This window comes from Algibacter sp. L1A34 (assembly GCF_009796805.1).
Classification (GTDB): Bacteria; Bacteroidota; Bacteroidia; order Flavobacteriales; family Flavobacteriaceae; genus Algibacter.
In genome coordinates, this window is record NZ_CP047029.1 from 3,619,732 (window position 1) to 3,637,054 (window position 17,323).

The 17,323-nt window shown below is 29.0% G+C and carries 13 protein-coding genes; 1 reads left to right on the forward strand and 12 read right to left on the reverse strand.

Annotation, left to right across the window (positions count from 1 at the left end):
• Positions 1 to 401 precede the first annotated feature (401 nt).
• A complete protein-coding gene (locus GQR97_RS15340; RefSeq protein WP_233267551.1) occupies positions 402 to 2,285 on the forward strand; it encodes a right-handed parallel beta-helix repeat-containing protein in 1,884 nt (627 codons plus the stop codon).
• Between the two features lie 1,362 nt (positions 2,286 to 3,647).
• Here GQR97_RS15340 and GQR97_RS15345 read toward each other — a convergent pair.
• The 12 genes from GQR97_RS15345 to GQR97_RS15400 all read right to left on the reverse strand — a co-directional run bounded on the left by GQR97_RS15345 (position 3,648) and on the right by GQR97_RS15400 (position 17,299).
• Positions 3,648 to 4,517, reverse strand: a complete 870-nt coding sequence (locus GQR97_RS15345) for a beta-1,6-N-acetylglucosaminyltransferase (protein WP_158849953.1) — start codon at positions 4,515 to 4,517, stop codon at positions 3,648 to 3,650.
• 1 nt (position 4,518) lies between these two features.
• Positions 4,519 to 5,436, reverse strand: coding sequence for a glycosyltransferase (locus tag GQR97_RS15350; RefSeq protein ID WP_233267552.1), 918 nt, complete (start codon positions 5,434 to 5,436; stop codon positions 4,519 to 4,521).
• Between the two features lie 75 nt (positions 5,437 to 5,511).
• Complete coding sequence (locus GQR97_RS15355) at positions 5,512 to 6,615, reverse strand: EpsG family protein (RefSeq protein WP_158849957.1); 1,104 nt, start codon at positions 6,613 to 6,615, stop codon at positions 5,512 to 5,514.
• Positions 6,612 to 7,523: a hypothetical protein gene (locus GQR97_RS15360; protein WP_158849959.1), complete on the reverse strand. Its 912-nt coding sequence runs from the start codon at positions 7,521 to 7,523 to the stop codon at positions 6,612 to 6,614. Before GQR97_RS15360 ends, GQR97_RS15355 begins: the two co-directional genes overlap by 4 nt.
• Before the next feature lie 13 nt (positions 7,524 to 7,536).
• Positions 7,537 to 8,970 (reverse strand): MBOAT family O-acyltransferase, encoded by a 1,434-nt coding sequence (locus GQR97_RS15365; RefSeq protein ID WP_158849961.1) that lies wholly within the window; start codon positions 8,968 to 8,970, stop codon positions 7,537 to 7,539.
• A gap of 1 nt (position 8,971) precedes the next feature.
• A complete protein-coding gene (locus GQR97_RS15370) occupies positions 8,972 to 9,664 on the reverse strand; it encodes a hypothetical protein (protein WP_158849963.1) in 693 nt (230 codons plus the stop codon).
• Positions 9,665 to 9,943: 279 nt separating this feature from the next.
• Positions 9,944 to 11,149 carry a glycosyltransferase gene (locus GQR97_RS15375; protein ID WP_158849965.1) on the reverse strand — a complete coding sequence of 402 codons (1,206 nt, stop codon included), beginning with the start codon at positions 11,147 to 11,149 and terminating at the stop codon, positions 9,944 to 9,946.
• Positions 11,146 to 12,246 carry a glycosyltransferase family 4 protein gene (locus GQR97_RS15380; protein WP_158849967.1) on the reverse strand — a complete coding sequence of 367 codons (1,101 nt, stop codon included), beginning with the start codon at positions 12,244 to 12,246 and terminating at the stop codon, positions 11,146 to 11,148. The genes GQR97_RS15375 and GQR97_RS15380 overlap by 4 nt, the downstream gene beginning before the upstream one ends.
• Before the next feature lie 12 nt (positions 12,247 to 12,258).
• Positions 12,259 to 13,167 carry a glycosyltransferase family 2 protein gene (locus tag GQR97_RS15385; protein WP_158849969.1) on the reverse strand — a complete coding sequence of 303 codons (909 nt, stop codon included), beginning with the start codon at positions 13,165 to 13,167 and terminating at the stop codon, positions 12,259 to 12,261.
• Between the two features lie 15 nt (positions 13,168 to 13,182).
• Entirely contained in the window at positions 13,183 to 14,697 is a 1,515-nt protein-coding gene (locus GQR97_RS15390) for a lipopolysaccharide biosynthesis protein (protein WP_158849971.1), read from the reverse strand.
• 289 nt (positions 14,698 to 14,986) lie between these two features.
• Positions 14,987 to 15,997, reverse strand: a complete 1,011-nt coding sequence (locus GQR97_RS15395; RefSeq protein ID WP_158849973.1) for an NAD-dependent epimerase — start codon at positions 15,995 to 15,997, stop codon at positions 14,987 to 14,989.
• Positions 15,998 to 16,018: 21 nt separating this feature from the next.
• Positions 16,019 to 17,299 (reverse strand): nucleotide sugar dehydrogenase, encoded by a 1,281-nt coding sequence (locus tag GQR97_RS15400; protein WP_158849982.1) that lies wholly within the window; start codon positions 17,297 to 17,299, stop codon positions 16,019 to 16,021.
• Between the last annotated feature and the right edge of the window lie 24 nt (positions 17,300 to 17,323).

Sequence of the window (17,323 nt, forward strand, 5' to 3'; positions counted from 1 at the left end):
TTTTAAATTAAAAATGTAATATTAATATCATTAATATTGTGCATAACATATTGTTATTTAATTTTTATCAAAACCGAATAAAATCGTAATTAATTGATTAACAAATGTTTAAATTCCTACAAGATATGCTTTTAAGTTTTAAAAAGTTATTAACAATCAAGGGTGTTTAAATATATCATGGTTATTTTCGCGATTAATAAAATTTTTTATAGTCCAAATCGCACTTAGCCTCGTAATTATTAGAAGTATAACAAAAATATTGTAACATAATGTATTTTAACGATAAAAAAAGCGTTTAATCGAATTCAATCTACTCAGAATAAGCTGTTTATCGAAAAAACATGTTTTTAGTCGATAAATATAGATATTATTGTTGTGTTGAATATTTTGAAATTTTAACTATGAAGAAATTAAAGAATTTGATGTTAGTCACATTAATTGGAATGAGTGTATTGGGTACGTTGTCTTGTAACAATGAGGAATTGTATGAAGAACCCGTTGCAATAGTGGAGGATGAAAGTAATGAAGATGAAGGTTTAAACGTTGCAAATGTAGATGAACCTTGCGATTTTAATTTAGATGATATTGATCAAAATTCTACAGTCATTATTAATTGTGTTTTAGATTTACAGGGTGAAACTTTTAATTTACCAGAAAACGTTACTTTGATAGAAGAAGGTGGAGAAATTATTAATGGTACGCTTAATTTTTCTGAAGGCTCTTCAATTGATGGGGATTTATTAGGTAATACTCTTACGGTTACTGGAACTAAGCCATCTTTAAGAAATGCTGCTTTTACTTTTGACCCTAAGAGGTGGGGTATTGTAGAAGGTGTTGTTTCAGATGAAGTTGCTTTAAATAATAGAAATATACTCCAATCAACAATAGATTTAGTCAAAGAATATGGTATTGATATTTTTGTAATTAATGAAATGGATGCGTATTTTCATCTTGATTATGGATGGAAGGATGCTAAAGGTTATAATGATATAGCCATTCATTTACCTTCTGATTTTCATTTAGAAATGACAGACGACACTCATTTACGTTTACAACCTAATCATTGGCCTAAAGGTGTTTTTGTTAGTATATATGAAAGAGATAACGTAGTAATTACCGGAGGGAATATTCATGGGGATAGATATACACATGATTATTCAGATATAATTGATGAAGTAGGGATCTCTAGGTCGACTCATGAGTGGCCGGGATTGATAACAGTCGCTGGTAGCGCGAATGTAACTGTTGATGGTCTCAATATAGTAGATTCAACTGGAGATGCATTTATATTTGGTTCTACAAATGGATTCAGGTACTCATTATCAAATAAAAGATTCAATCAAAATATTGTATTAAAAAACAGTATATTGTCTGATTCAAGAAGGAACAACATAACTATCAGCGATGGAGAGTATTTAACAATAGATAATTGTATAATAAAGAATGCGGGGCAGGGAGAAAATATTTATGATTCTAAAGGATCTAAAATTATTAGTTCAGCGGGTGTTGCTCCAAGAGTAGGTATTGATATAGAAGCTTTTCGAGGTTATGCCGCTAATGGTGATTCGATTGACTTTGAAAAAGCTGAAAACATTACTATTACAGGATGTTCATTTGAAAATAATAATGTAGCTAGTATTATTGATTATTCAGGCAAAAATGTAGTAATGCAGAATAACATTTCGGACAATGGCTTCTTTGCTTCTTATAGTACCAATGCAGAATTTTTAAATAACACCTTTGTAGCTAGTAAGGAAAACAGGTTGTCGGCTGCTATAACAACTGGAAATTGGATTATTTCTAAAAATGGAATTCCTACTCAACTTTCGGAAAATAATAAGGTTGAAGGTAATTCTATTAAAGGATTTAGGGTTGGTGTAATTACCTTTGGTAAAAATGGAATAGTATCAAGGAATATTATTAGTGATTATGAATATGGGATTCAGATAAAAGAAACTGAGGACTTTCATTTTGAAGATAACTCTATTACTGATGGAAGAGAGGTATGGAGTATAGGGATTGCGATAGCTAATGTAAAGATTAAAAATTTATATTTTAAAAAACAAACCATAATTTCCGAAAGAAAACCTATAGAATTGTATAATGTTGATAACGTGGGTACTCTAATTTTTACGGAGTGTTCTTTTGAATCTAAGCAAAAATATAACAGTTATATTAAAAACACTCCAAATGTTGAAGTTTCTAAAAGTAATTTAATTCGAACGGGTTTTACATTGGATAGTGCACTTGATTTTAAGGATATTGATAACAATAGAATTAATTAGACTGATATAAGAATAAATAAAAAAAGGCATTATCTAATAAACTGTGCAAGTTTTAAAATCTCAGGTTAAAAAATAATCTGAGATTTTTTTTATTTTACATATTTATCAAACAAGAAGACTTTTTAAAGTAATTTAAGTCTGAATCAGAATCGATTCCGTTTTTAGAACAATTGCGCAAGCGTGATATTGAAAGATTCATGGAGGTGAGTTAGACGCTCATTTGGATTAAGAGAAACCTTAAAATAGTAAAGAAAATAATCTGGGAAATGGCTATACAAAAATGAAGTTAAAAGTCAACTCTAGGCGAGACAGAAATACAAGTTCCAAGAAACCACAACAGTTGTTTTAATCCTCTAATTGTAAAAAAAAGAGAATTACCACAGAAGGTATGAAAAACATTATTATATCACTTTATGCCATAGAGATGAGTAACAGCGATATTGAAGAATAAATATGAGAACTCTACGATTTTAACATCTCTACATCTACTATGTCAAGGATTACAAATGTTACTGAAGCTATTATTGATTAGAAAAACAGACCATTTTAAGGCACCTACCTAATTGTTTGGGTGACTTAAGGTAAGAGAGAATTTCAAGGTCATTAACAAAACCATTTGTATCGAAGTTTGACTCAGTAATGACGTTAAAAGAGAAGCCCTAGGGGTGTGGTTAGGTAAAAAAATCGAATCTTTAGCTTTTTGAATGAGTGTTTTAACCGATATAAAAGCTATAGGAACCCAAGATGTTTTAATGACAGTAATTGATAACTTAAATGTTTTTTTCATACGCAATAAAAATCATATTCATTAACTCAATCATATAAATCTATGTAGTACATCAAATAGGAAACTCATGTCGTTACTTAGTTTGGAAGGATAAAAATGAAGTTTACCCGTGACATGAAGCAATTATACAGCACCAACAAAATAAACTGCTAAAACTGCTTTAAATGACTTCAATATTAAATGGGAATTAAATGCTATTAGAAGTTGGTGAAATAATTGGGGTGGACTTACCGTATTTTTTTTGATTTTCCTGTTGAAATAAGAGCCATTATTTATATCACAAATCTTATTTAAAACTTAAACGGAAAAATAAGAAAATATGCAAAAAACAAACCCGAATTTCCAACGGATGATATCGTTATGAAATCGGTGGTTTTAGCACTTAGATAAAGCACGAAAAATGTACGATTCCCCTCAGAAACTGTTGAGTTCTTCTAAATAAATTTTTAACTATATCTAAAAACAAGATTAAGCTATAAATAAGTTAACCCTGAAATTTTAGATTTACACACTTTTTAGGATAGTGTATAAAAAAAGGTTTAATTCAATTAAACCTTTTTTTATTTAAGGCTAATTTATCTTTCTTTTTGATATAAGGTTTTAATTTGGTGAAATGTGGTTTTGTCATTTTCATTTAATTTAAATTTCCTGGCGAATAATGCTTTTGATAAATTAATTTTTTTTATATCACTTTCGTTTAAAATCCTTGGGTAATCAGGGCCCGTAGTCCAATCTATATATCGTAGATCATTATTAATTACTTTAACTTTTAATGGTGAATTCATAATAATCGATTGAACCCATATTTCGTCTGTAGCTCTAGAATATTTTAATTTTTCTAAGAAAGAAGGCTGTTCCTTTAAAAAATTGAATATATAAACTAAACTTTCATGTGTTAGGTTTAGCCAATTAGACCCAGCAAAATAATTTAAAGGGAACCTTGTCCTTTTTATACCTAAAAATCGTTGAAATATTAGTGTTAGGCGACTTAGTGCTTTAACAACTCGCCTTTTATTATTTCGCATAAACCAATACCTATCCAACCTGTCGAAACCTTGATTAAATCCCCATGTTTTTATAGGCAAGGGGTTAGCATACATAAAAATTTCTTCTTTATGTATTTGAAAAAATGAATTTATTTCTGAATTACTTTTTATAGGTAAATCATCACCACTAATAATACAATATCTTTGATAACCTTTTTTAAAAGCTTTCTCTAAAATATATTTCATATTATAAACTTGGCTTACATGCCCCCAGTAAACTTCAATTTCTTTATAGCAATAGATATTTGAAGCATTTGGTAGGTCTTCTATATTAAGATTTGATTTTTTATCAATTTGAACATAAACATCAAAATCTGGCTTTAGAATATTAATTAATATATTTAGTTGTTTGACGTTATGATGTGCTAATATTAAAACAGCAACAGTATTAGATCTCATATTAATTATTTTTTATGCAGTACAGTTTACATATTAAAGAAAAGAGTTTGTTTTGGTTGGCAAACCATCTAAACTTTTCTTTATTTTTATCTTTTGTTTTATAAGGTATAGGGTATAAGTCCTGCTTTTTAAGTTTTAAAAAAATATCTTGTTTTATTTTGTAATCGTTAATCCCAGTTAGCACCCTGATTAACATAGTTGTAACAAGAGCACAAGTTGTTTGTTTGACAGAAGTAAATGCGATAGAATTCGGTGTAATTTCAGTTTCATTAAAACTATTTATAGATGATAAGACAGTATGAATATCATAGATCATTTTTTTAGTTTTCTCTATGTTTTTAGTTCTAGTGATGGAACCGTTGCGTTGTAAAAAATGAGCAATCACAATATCTATAGCTTGAATTTTATCTGCTTTAAAAACGGCTCGCGTATTAAACTCAATATCCTCAATATAAACACCTTGCATAAATTTTAACTTGTTGTCATTTAAAAAAGACCTTCTATATAATTTATTACATGCAGAACTCATATAGTCTATAGTTGCTAAATAACGTTCTCCGGTTATAACTTTGTTGTAGGTAGTGTTTTTACACACATAAACTATTTCTTCAATTTCTGATATTCCTTCTGCACCAAACTCTAAAATATCTAAATCATTTTCTAGTGCGGTTTTAGTTATTTCTTCTAAAGTGTTTTTTAAAATATAATCATCTGAATCTACAAATAATATATATTGGCCTAGGGCAGCATTGATACCAGTGTTTCGAGCCCCACTTAAACCTTGGTTTTTTTGGGTTATAATGTTAATAGAAGGGTAGACAGCCTTTAACTCTTCTAAAACCTTTAGACTATTGTCTGTTGAACCATCATTTACGGCGATAACTTCATATTCTTCAATCTTTAAATTTTGATCAAACAAACTGTCTAAACATTTTTTTAAATAGTCTTGTACATTGTATACAGGAACAATAATGGATACTAGCATATTTTTTTTTTAACGGAATTCATAATAATAAAACATAAAATAAGTAAAACTGTAATAAAGTATCAAAATAACACCTATTTTTTTAAATTGATTTTCCCAAAACACTTCTTTAAATAAGGGATAGCCTACTACTAAAGCCATTAAGAACCATGATAAATATGCAAATCGATTAGAGAAATTTGCTCGTATCACCATAATCCAAAAGGCATTGGCTATTATATATGTATGTAGGATATGATTATAGATTATATCATTAAACCCTTTTTTTATAACATAGAAGTACGCAAGAAACAATGGTGCAGCACTGTATATTAAAAAATCAAAACGGAACCCAGTAGAGCTAAATTGGCTAGAATCTGCTTGAGCTGTTAAATAACCTGCCAGCCTATCATCTCCGAACCCCATTGTCGCGAACAATTGAACCCAAAAGGCGCCCATAGTTAAAGATAAAACAATGCTAAGGGCCCAAAACATGAAGTATTTTGTTGTATCTCTAATAAAAAAAGTTGTAATTAATGCTCCAATTGGTAATAACATACTTTTATGAAACATAACAGAAATAATTAAGAAGCTAACCATTTTAACATGGTTTTTTCTAAGGTATGACAAAGCTAAAATAAATAAAGAAGTAGCCATGCCATTTCTAATTCCGTTAGTACCATACGTCCAAAAAGAAAATGATTCTATTAATAGTAAAAAGGCAAAAAAATAGTAATTTGGGAACCACTTTTTTACAGCTAGAAATAATGGTATGATATAGATACACGCACATAGTAAGAAAAAGAGTTCAACGGACATTAAAGTAGAACAAACTTTTAAAAACAATTCAAAACCTACATCCCCATTTGGGTTAATTTGCATTCCATTTTGAAACTGCTGAAATGTTTGCGCATACGTTGCCATATCAGTAAAATACTTACCACTTATAGGACGTAAACCCATATATGGAACTATAGAAAGTAATAAAAAAATAGAGAAATAATTGTTGTATATAAAAACTCTTTTTTCATAACCTTTTAGAGCGAGTGTATGTATATAGGTTATAATACAAATAACAAAAATGAATTGATAATAATAGTAGGTGTAATCTTCTAATGGAATAAAGTCTATCATATTAATTTTATTAACAATTTAGTCCTTTTAATTGCTCCTTTTTTTGTTAAATGATAAGGGGTGTCAAAAAAATAATCATCTGTAAAAATAAAGTCATCCTGCTTACCCAATATTTTAAATGTAGAATCTTCTAATTGTTTTTTAATTATATTTAAACACGATATATTAAGCAAATAGCTAGATTTACATAAACTTGGATATGTAATAAATAGTGTTGCTCCTTTTTTAGTTATTTTATTTTCAAACCTTTCAATGAGCTCCAGTGATTTCGTATTAAAGGTACCAATAAATTTATAAGGTTTAAAACTTTGTCTTTTTAAATTCCAATGAGTGTGATTATCTCCGTATTTGTTAATAGCAAATTCACTATATATATTCACCTTTTTTGTGTTTTTATTGTTGACAAAAGAGCTATGGGCAAATGATTTCATTTTATCAAAAGAAAATTTAGGTATAAATGGTGCTATATGAAGTAGTTGTTTTATTGATAATAATTGAATGTTTTTTGGTTCAGCTGTCAGAGAAAATAAAATAGGTTCACTACCTAATCGATTATCGTCTAGAAAATGAGAATATTCTGGAGACAAAATAATTACATCACCTGATTTTACAAATTTAGAAACATCATCTAAAATATATTTAAGTCCATAACCCGCGTGTATTGCATGATTGACAACAGGCATTTTTAAACTATCAGCTATTATTTTACTATTAAAACCAAATAATACATTAGAACCTCCTGTCAAAATAATTTTTGGCATTTTTATTGAGTCTAGTATTTTGTGTTTTTGTAATATACTATAGTCAATAGATCTTGGGGTGTTTTTATTAGGAAGCATTAAACCTAAAATTAAAACACCAAAGAAAAAAAGTAAAAATTTAATACAATTTATTAAATATGTTTTCATGTTAAAATTGAAATTAAAATTGAAAGTATATAAACTCTTGCTTTTCAGCGCCAAACCAAAATATAAGTATAATTAAAAAAAGATATATACTCCATCTATACAATTTTTTAATTTTTAAAGTATTTAATTCTAAGCCATGTTTTTTGTGTCGCTGTAACCATTCTATAACAATTAGCAGTATAATAAAGATGATAGGTCTTGTATCAATATTTGGGAAAGAAAATATTGATTTAGAAAACATGCCAAAGATATATGTTATAGCTTGGTTTAGAGAGTCTGCTCTAAAAAAGACCCAGGCTATAACTGTTAAAGAAAAGGTTAGCAAGATTTGAAAGGCCTCTTTAAAAGAAATAAAAAGAGAACCTTCTGCTACCACATTTAAATTATTTCTATTTTTATTTCTTAGTAATAAGGGTAATATGTATAAGGCATTAAGTAATCCCCAAACTAAAAAAGTCCAATTGGCGCCATGCCAAAATCCGCTAACTAAAAAAATTATACATGTGTTTTTTAGTTTTATCCATGTTCCACCACGACTGCCACCTAAAGGTATGTATAGATAATCCCTAAACCAGGTTGATAATGATATGTGCCAACGTCTCCAAAATTCAGCAATATCTCTAGAAAAATAAGGGAAAGCAAAGTTTTGCATAAGGTTAAAACCTAATAAACGAGATGTACCAATGGCTATATCAGAATAACCTGAGAAGTCACCATATATTTGAAAAGCAAAAAAAATAGCAGCAATCACTAATGCACTAGCGGAATAACCATGTTGATTATCAAATACTTGGTTTACAATAATAGCACAGTTGTCAGCAACAACAATTTTTTTGAATAGCCCCCATAAAATTTGCCGTAAACCATCAGTAGCTTTCTTATAGTCAAAAGTTCGTTTTGTATAAAACTGAGGTAATAAATTTGTTGCTCGTTCTATAGGGCCCGCAACTAGTTGAGGAAAAAAGCTTACAAAGGCAAAAAAAGATATTATGTCGTTAGTTGGTTTTAATTGTTTACGATAAACGTCAATAGTATAACTCATTGTCTGAAAGGTATAAAAACTTATACCTACTGGTAAAATGATATTTAAGGTTAGATTGTCTATTTGAAAACCTAGGCCTGAACAAGCCTCAGAAAATTCTTGAGCGAAAAAATTATAATATTTAAAAACTCCCAAAAATCCTAGGTTAAAGAACATGCTAACCGATAGCCATCGTTTTTGAACTTTTTTCTCATTAGCTTGGTATATCGCTAAGCCACAAAAATAATCGATAAATGAGCTAAATATGATTAATGATAGAAATCTCCAATCCCATAGGCCATAAAAATAATAGCTCACAATCAACAATAAAAAGTTTTGCCATTTTAATTTATGATTAAAAACAAACCAATATAGTAAAAACACTATTGGCAAGAAAATTAGATATTCGAAAGAATTAAATAACATATTATTTTTGTTTATTTAAAATTTTATTTAAATCAGCACATAGAATTATAGAAAATAATTCTGCTCCTTTTTTATTTAAATGTTGGGAATTGTAAAAATTGATTTTGTCCGTAGTTAATGCGTTTGAAGAATAATCGAAAAAAGGGATATCGTATTTTTTTGAAAATTTTTTATAGGTATCGATTAATTCGGTTCTGTTATTTACATATTTTTGAGATTCTATGTATGTCGGAGAAAAAACGATAACTAAAAAAGTGCCTTTTTGTTTTTCTTCTCGTAAATAATTATCAAATAATTTCAAAGATTCTTTATTGATTTTATATTTACGGCCATTTGGATATGATTTTTTAAAAACATCAAAAGAAGTATCCCATACTTTATCATAGGCTTCATAGCCTTTATATTTATATTTGTCTTTAAATAAATTGCCGAATTCTATTAGGGAAACAAAACTATCGGCTAACAAATGTGAATTAGTCTTATATCGCAAAAGAGGAAGATTGTAATCAAAAAAATCAAGCCCATCATATTTTAATGTTGCATTCTTAATGATTGTATCAGAAAGGTATGGAATAAACTGTTCTTTTTGGAACAAATCATCTCTCATTTTTAATGTATTGATACCTACTACTTGTATAATAATATTTGGGTGTGAATTATGTTTTAAATAAAGATCGTATTTTGCTTTTTGCATAAAAAAATCATAACCATCAATACCTAAATTGTAAGAGTTACAATTCAATAAACTATCGACTACTTTCGGGGAAATGTGGTGCCATGCTTTACTATTGCCATTTATAATTATATCTGCGTCTATTTTACCATCATAAATTCTATTCCAATCGACGAAAGTAAAGGACTCACTTTTCTTAAGTCCTTTTGTTATAAAATAGTCAGAGGACACGCAAATTAGTAAAATTAGAAAAAGAAATAGAATTATATTAATTAGGAATTTTTTCATTGAAAACTAGAATTAATTTTTTAAATAATTATTAGCAGTTATTTCTATGTCAAATTTTTTCAATAATTGTTCTTTATTTAAATTTAAAATTATTTTGAAATCAGGATCTTCTAGAATTTTTAAAAGTGCATCAGAAAAATATAATTCCTCTTTACTAATTTTATTAGAAGAAGGAAATCCTAGAGCTCCCTTATATAAGTTTGGAGTAATGATACCTGATTCCGTTATAGTATTACCTTTATTCTGTATTTGATTTTTTACACTCATCAACTCCAAAATACCCTGAGTACAGTTCGAGCTAACAACTGGTGTACCTAATGCTATCGCCTCAACAATAACATTAGGTGTTCCTTCATAATGCGAAGACAGAGCTAAAACAGTAGCTTGTTTTAAATATTTATACGGGTTCGATTTTCTTCCTAAAAAGTATATTTTATCATCTATATTGTATGTTTTAATTAGATTTTTAATATAGTTCACGACTTGCTGATCTCCATCTCCGATAAAAACAAGATTTACTTCTTTATTTTTGTTTAATATATGATTAAATGCGTTTATTAAATGCCAAGGAGACTTTTGATTTGATAACCTGCCTATGAATATTATTGTTTGACGTTTAAAGATGTTTTTTTCCTTTTCGTTATCTAACGGCTCTTTTGATAAATTTTCAATACTGTATATATCATGCGGATTATAGATAACTTTTAAATTTTTTGGAAACTTGTAATTACAATTTAATAATAAGTCCTTTTTTATAGCTGTGCTAATACAAACGACTTTGTTTAACTTTTTATAAATCGTTCTATAGGCGGTTTTTGTGATTTTTGTGAAAAAACTAGTACTATTAAGCTCCACACTTTTAAGAGCATGTATACTGCCTACTTTAAACTCTGAAGTATATGTTAAGGCTGAAAAAATATTAGCCATATCTCCAAAAGCAATGCTGTGCGTTATATCATTTTTTTTTATGATTTGGCGTAATTTAAGCGGTCCTGTTATATAAAAATAGAGTCTTTTAAAGGCCGATAATTCAGATAAATCTTTATTGCTTAATGTGAATTCATCTTCATTAAAATTAATAATATCAGATTCAAGTGCGATAAATTTCAAAGCTTTTACTTGGTAGCCTTGATTTTTATAATAATTATAAAAATGTAGAGCTAAGCGTTCCATACCACCTACACTACCATAAGGCATTATTAATAAAATACTTTTCATGACTGTAAAGATTGAAAAAGGTTATTCCATTGTTTAAGTATAATATCAGAACTAAAGTTTAGCGCTTTATTTACCGCTTGATTTCCCATTGTTTTTCTTAAATTTTCATCGTTGATAAGTTTTGATATGCCTATTGAAAAATCTTTTACATTTCCGTTATCTATTAATACCCCATTTTTATTATGATCTATGATGTCTGAGGGGCCATAGGGACAATCAAAAGACACACATGGTACACCATGTAGCATAGCTTCTGTGAGCACCATCCCAAATCCTTCAAAACGTGATGATAGCACGAAAACAGATGCTTTTTGATATACTCCGCTAATATTTTTTATTGGATTATAAAATTTAACAGAGGAGTTTATATTATAATCTGTTACTAATTTTTCTAGATTTAAAGCAGGATCTTTTTTTCCGTATATGTGCAGTTCCCAATCGGGATTGGATTTAATAACATCTTGCCAAGCTAATAATAATCTGTCATAGCCTTTTTGGTAACTTTGCCTACCAACTGCTAATACAATTTTTTTATCTAGGGAGCTTTTAATTACATTTTCTTTGAAAGGCAAGGGGTTATTTATAACCATGGTATTTTTTAATGGCCATTCTTTTAAATTACCATCTGTTAACACAATGAATTTATCGTATTGTTTACCACCCCAATACATGAGTTTGTAGGTTAATTTATTTTTAAACCAACTTAGCAGGTTGAAGCTATCATTGGTGTTTTCAATTTCTTTTGATACATGGCGCTCATAAACCATAGGGCATGGCTTATTTAAAATAAAAGGTAAAAAAAACGCTTTTAAACCATCGTCACAAACACAAATAACATCTGGTTTTATTTGATTTACTTTTGTTTTTAGTTGCTTTGAGTATTGTTTTATATAGGTTAATGGGTTACCAGCAACCGGCACATCGTGATATGTTATGGCTGTTCCAAAATCGTAAAACAGATCTACTTTTCCTTGGTTTAGAGTTAATATGTGTACCTCGTAATTATATGATTCTGCCAATAAGCGAGCCTTAATTGATAAGACGCGTTCTAAACCGGCAGCTCCACAAATTTGATTGGTTATATATAGAATTTTCATTTTTAAAGACTTTTATTGCTTAAATAAATACTTAGGTAATAATGCTCTTAAAATAAGTTTTATTAAAACTAAGTAATTATTTGTAAAAAGAATGGCTTGTAAAGTATTATAAATAGATTTAAATCTGTCGTTCAAATTACCTTGAGTTCTAGTGAAAATTTTGGCATATAAGTACTCGAATTTAATATTTTTCCATTCGTTTTTTGTGAATAGATTTTTTTTGTTTTTTACAAATTCATGTATTTTATTAAGTGAAAGAATTACTTTATTGGCAGATGCCGACGAAATTCTATATTCCTTATGTTCTACTAACGTTAGTAGTTGTTTGTCTAAAACACCTATTTTATAACCTTTGTCTAAAAATTTTAAATGAAAATATTTGTCTTGGAATCTTGGTATGTCTGAGAAGCCTTTCAATTTAATGAAAACCTCTTTTTTAATTAAAAGCATAGAAGTAAACAGATTACCATCTTTGATAGTTTCTTTTAAAGTTTCACCTCGAGCTATATTCTCTCTAGATACTATTTGTTGATTATTTTCGTCTATTCTGAACATAGAACACATACAAGCATCAAGTGATATATTTTGATTTAAAAAAATAATTTGTTCTTCTAGTTTTGTTGGTTCATAAAAATCATCATCATCTAAGAATGCAATGTAATCCCCTTTTGCAGCAAAAGCTCCGGTATTTCTTGCTACACAGCCCCCTTGATTTGAATTATGAGAGATATAAATAATTTTATTTTCAGCTATATAGGGCTCTAGTATCTTTCTCGTTTCTATTTTATAATCATCGTTATGATTATCGTCTACCACTATAATTTCAATAGGCGTATAGGTTTGATTTAATACACTATTAATAGCAAGAGGTAATCTAACACTACGTTTATATGTTGGTATAATAACAGATATAATATTCATCTTAATAATTTTAAACTACAAAAGTTGTTTTTTAAACAATTTGTTAATTGGTTTCGTTATTAACTCTTTTTCATAATTTATCATTCCGAATCTATACATGAGTAGAACATATATTACAGAATAGATGGCCGCTTTTATAAAAAAATTAATCCAACCGTTCCCAGGGATCATATTAATTAGGTATCCTATAAGTAGTATAATAGCAAACACTGGTATTGTTTTTTGAGCTAATTCTTTAAAAAAGCGTAAAATATTAATATTTATTACTTTATGATAGTATATATTTAGAATATTTTGACCTATTATCCACCCAATAGTAGACCCTGCAATCATACCAATCCCTCCATATTCTTTCGCTATATATGCTCCTAGTAATGTTCCTAATCCAATACAAATTAGATATAAAATAACTTTAAATGACATTTTATTTTTTGCTTCCAATATGGATTGACCAAAAGCTTGTACTAGAGGAGGGGTATACGCTATCATAATAATTAGAGCAATAATCCATGAATCATAATAAGTTTCACCTACCCATAATAATACAAATTGTTGTCCATATATTGTAAATGCACCTAGAATATATAATAGAACAATAAAGGAGATTCTTCCTATTTTGATCATCATATCAGTGAGTTCTTCACCCGTAGCCTTCCCAACGGCCATTTGGGTTGCTCTAGGTAAAAACACACCGGAAATAGCACTAGAAAAAGCACCATAATAAGTGCCTAACATGATTCCAACACCAAAAACAGCTACAACTGTTGTATTTGCTATTATACCTAATACCATTTGCCCCGCTTTCCATTGAAACTGGGACACTAATGCAGCGATAAAAATCCAAAGCGAATAACCAAATATTTCTTTAATCAAATTTTTGTCTAAATAGTGTAATTTAAATTTTACTTTAAGTTTTTTGAATACATAAAAGGCATTAATACCAATAATTATGATATTAAATAAAGTATCTATGATTACCATAGAAATTGCTTTTCCTCCAATTGATAAAATTGCGACTATCATGATCGTCCTTAAGATATACCTAATAATATTTACTATTTTAGGAAAAACAAACTCTTCTAATCCAAAACAAATCCCATTAAAAGAACCTCCAGGTAATGAAATAGCTAAATTGAAAATTAAAATTGCAAACATTATTTTTGCTTTAATAATTTCTTCGGGTGTTAAAGATTTTGAAAAAATATTTTCAATGTTTATATAACATATCACTCCAACTATAATAACTAATATTGCTATTAATATATAAATTAGCATTGTAGTTGCTAAGAAATTTTGTTCACCTTTATTGTCTTTTGTAGCTCTGTACTTTGAAACAAACCGGACAATAGTATTATTTAGACCTAGGTCTAGTACAGAAATATAACCGACTAAAGAACCTATAAGAGTATATAGCCCAAATTCGCTATTACCTAGCTTTAAAATAATAAAGGGGGTTAGTAAAAGACCAATTACATTTGTTAAAAAAATGTTGATGTAATTGAGTAAAGCTCCTTTTTTTATTTGACTCAAAATAATGTTTTTTAAAGTTAAAAAATACCAAATGTTAACTACTATGAAAAATTACAACGGCCAATGTAACAAGGCCTCTTAGTTTGCTTAACTCGCCAATTTTATTAAAATGTAGATTAGTGCTATTCATCTAATTCAGATATGTAAATATAATTATTAGAATCTTCCGTTAACTTTGTCTTTCAAAACCCCTTTAAAATCGTATAAAATTCCATTGGGTTTTAAGAAGCTATTCCAATCTTTGTCCATGTATAGTCCCTTTTTTTTAATTGACTCAAAATGTTTTATTTTATTTGTAAAAAGATTTATACCAATCTATAAATCCCTTAACTCCTGTTTTAATAGAGGTGTTAGGTTTGTAGTCATAATCTTTTATTAAGTCGTCTACATTTGCCCAAGTTCGCTCAACATCCCCTGGCTGCATGGGTAGCAGATCTTTTTGAGCTACTGTATTTAAATTAAACTCAATTTCTTTAATGAAGTCTAATAATTTCACGGAGTTGTTATTTCCTATATTGTATATTTTATAAAGTCTGTTTTTTACTGGTTTTTCAATAATTTTAATCACGCCATTAACAATGTCATCAATATATGTAAAATCTCTTTCCATATTACCATTATTAAATACTTTAATAGGTTGGTTATTAACTATTGCATTGGTAAACAGAGACATGGCCATATCTGGCCGACCCCATGGCCCATAAACGGTAAAAAACCTTATCCCTGTAGTAGGGAAATTAAATAAATGACTATACGTATGTGCCATAAGTTCATTCGATTTTTTTGAAGCAGCATAAAGACTTATAGGTGAATCAACCTTATCTTGTGTTTCAAATGGTACTTTTTCATTTAACCCATATACGCTAGAGCTACTAGCATAAACTAAGTGTTTAATACTATTATTTCTGCAACATTCTAATAGATTAATAAAGCCTACAATATTACTGTTTATGTAAACCATTGGATTCTCTATGCTGTATCGCACACCAGCTTGTGCTGCCAAATTACAAACAATATCAAATTTTTCTGAATCAAAAATTTTTGGTAATTCAATTTGATCTTCTAAATTAACTCTAATAAATTTGAAATTATAAGCATTATTATTACTTAAAACTGGTTTGTTGAAAACTCCAGCGGGTTCTCTAGAGATACCGAGTTCTTTTAATCTCGCATATTTTAAATTAACATCATAATAATCATTAACATTGTCTATTCCTACTACTTGGTGCCCAGCTTCAACTAATTTTTTAGACACGTGATATCCAATAAATCCTGCTGTTCCTGTTACTAAAATTTTCATATTAAATATTGTTTAGATAACTTACAATCTTCCACTAACTTTTTCTTTCAAAATCCCTTTTACATCATATAAAACCCCATTTGGTTTTAATAAGTGATTCCACTTTTTTTGTGAAAATTCTTTATGAGCCACCGTAAGTATAATAAGATCAAACTTACCTTCTGGTAATTTCTTAACAGTTTCTAAGCCATATTCATGTTTTACTTCTGCAGGATTCGCCCAAGGATCGTAAATGGTAATATCTGTTTGGTAACTCTTTAATTCGTTGATAACATCTACAGTTTTCGTATTTCTTACATCTGGACAGTTTTCTTTAAACGTAATCCCTAAGTTTAAAACCTTAGCGCCTTTGATGCGGATATCATTCTTCACCATTAGTTTTACAATTTCTGAGGCTACATATTGCCCCATGCCATCGTTAACTCGGCGACCAGCTAAAATAATTTCTGGATGATAACCTACTTCTTGAGCTTTTTGAGCTAAATAGTAAGGATCTACACCAATACAGTGTCCACCAACTAGGCCAGGCTTAAAAGGTAGAAAGTTCCATTTAGTTCCTGCTGCTTCTAAAACAGCATGGGTATCAATATCCATTAAATTGAATATTTTGGCTAATTCATTTACAAAAGCAATGTTAATATCGCGTTGCGAATTTTCTATCACTTTTGCAGCTTCGGCCACTTTAATAGTAGGAGCGAGGTGTGTACCTGCAGTAATAACACTAGCATAAAGGGCATTCACTTTTTTTCCTATTTCGGGCGTAGACCCAGCTGTTACTTTTAGTATTTTATCTACGGTATGTAGTTTATCGCCAGGATTGATACGTTCTGGAGAATAGCCTGCGAAAAAGTCTTTGTTAAATTTAAGACCACTAATTTTTTCTAAGACAGGAACACATTCATCTTCTGTAACACCTGGATATACGGTTGATTCGTAAATAACAATGTCTCCTTTTTTTAGAACTTTAGCAACGGATTCACTCGATTTGTAAAGTGGTGTTAAATCTGGTCTGTTATTTTTATCTATAGGGGTAGGAACAGTAACGACGTAATAATTACAATCTTTAATATCACTTAAAGTTGAAGAAAAAAATAAGCCATTTTTGTTGCTATTAGTTGTTTTTAAAACAGATTTCAATAACTCTGGCTCAACTTCTAAGGTTGTATCATTCCCTTCTTGTAATTCGTTTATTCGTTTATCATTGATATCAAAACCGACTACATTAAATTTTGTAGCAAACAACCTAGCTAATGGCAGTCCAACATATCCCAAACCGATAACCGCAATTTTTATATTTTTCATTTTATGTAATAATTTGCAAATGTT

Bases quoted from the DNA above. Each gene is read 5' to 3' on its own strand.
- GQR97_RS15340 (WP_233267551.1), top strand. From the start codon at position 402: ATGAAGAAATTAAAGAATTTGATGTTAGTCACATTAATTGGAATGAGT.
- GQR97_RS15345 (WP_158849953.1), bottom strand. From the start codon at position 4,517: ATGAGATCTAATACTGTTGCTGTTTTAATATTAGCACATCATAACGTC.
- GQR97_RS15355 (WP_158849957.1), bottom strand. From the start codon at position 6,615: ATGATAGACTTTATTCCATTAGAAGATTACACCTACTATTATTATCAA.
- GQR97_RS15360 (WP_158849959.1), bottom strand. From the start codon at position 7,523: ATGAAAACATATTTAATAAATTGTATTAAATTTTTACTTTTTTTCTTT.
- GQR97_RS15365 (WP_158849961.1), bottom strand. From the start codon at position 8,970: ATGTTATTTAATTCTTTCGAATATCTAATTTTCTTGCCAATAGTGTTT.
- GQR97_RS15370 (WP_158849963.1), bottom strand. From the start codon at position 9,664: ATGCAAAAAGCAAAATACGATCTTTATTTAAAACATAATTCACACCCA.
- GQR97_RS15375 (WP_158849965.1), bottom strand. From the start codon at position 11,149: ATGAAAAGTATTTTATTAATAATGCCTTATGGTAGTGTAGGTGGTATG.
- GQR97_RS15380 (WP_158849967.1), bottom strand. From the start codon at position 12,246: ATGAAAATTCTATATATAACCAATCAAATTTGTGGAGCTGCCGGTTTA.
- GQR97_RS15385 (WP_158849969.1), bottom strand. From the start codon at position 13,167: ATGAATATTATATCTGTTATTATACCAACATATAAACGTAGTGTTAGA.
- GQR97_RS15395 (WP_158849973.1), bottom strand. From the start codon at position 15,997: ATGAAAATTTTAGTAACAGGAACAGCAGGATTTATTGGATATCACGTG.
- GQR97_RS15400 (WP_158849982.1), bottom strand. From the start codon at position 17,299: ATGAAAAATATAAAAATTGCGGTTATCGGTTTGGGATATGTTGGACTG.